Below are 585 nucleotides of genomic sequence, written 5' to 3' on the forward strand. Positions count from 1 at the left end.
CTGCTGTTGAAGATGATAACATCAGAAAATTTCCAAGGTTAAACTCGTTCATATCGGCGTACCTTTTTAATAACAGGAAGACTGTCATTAAAAAATCCGACTTATCCGAACTAAACACTCCGGTTTGGGCCAGTGGCGCTTTGCTTGCAGTTAAGTCTAGTGTTTATAAAAGTTTAGAAGGGCTTGACGAAAGATATTACATGTATTGCGAAGATATTGACTTCTGCTATCGAGCATACAAGGCTGGCCACGTTATTCAATTTTCAGAAGATATCAAAGCAATTCACTGGAGACAGCGAGCGAGTAGAAAATTTATAAGTCGTTATTTTATCTGGCATATGTCTAGTGCGCTAAGGTTTTGCTTTACTAAAAAATCGACGAAACCTAAGAATTCGACATTACACAATTTCGAAAATATAATGTCCTCATAATATGATTTCTGATGAAAATATAGATATAGTTCTTGCTACATATAACGGTGAGAAATATATTCTTGAGCAAATTAAATCTATCCAAAATTGTCATCGGTATACTGATTTAGTAGCTCGTATTATCATTGTGGATGATGGTTCCACTGATAATACA

General features: G+C 35.0%; 1 protein-coding gene and 1 pseudogene. Both read left to right on the forward strand.

Annotation, left to right across the window (positions count from 1 at the left end; all coding sequences use genetic code 11):
* A pseudogene (locus BZJ17_RS17400) lies at nt 1–431 on the forward strand (glycosyltransferase family 2 protein); the annotation flags it as partial.
* A 1-nt stretch (nt 432) separates the two neighbouring features.
* The coding region (locus BZJ17_RS05875) for a glycosyltransferase (RefSeq protein ID WP_131826799.1) at nt 433–585 on the forward strand (153 nt) is incomplete at its 3' end.

The organism is Salinivibrio sp. IB574, from assembly GCF_001996205.1.
Taxonomy (GTDB): Bacteria; Pseudomonadota; Gammaproteobacteria; order Enterobacterales; family Vibrionaceae; genus Salinivibrio; species Salinivibrio proteolyticus.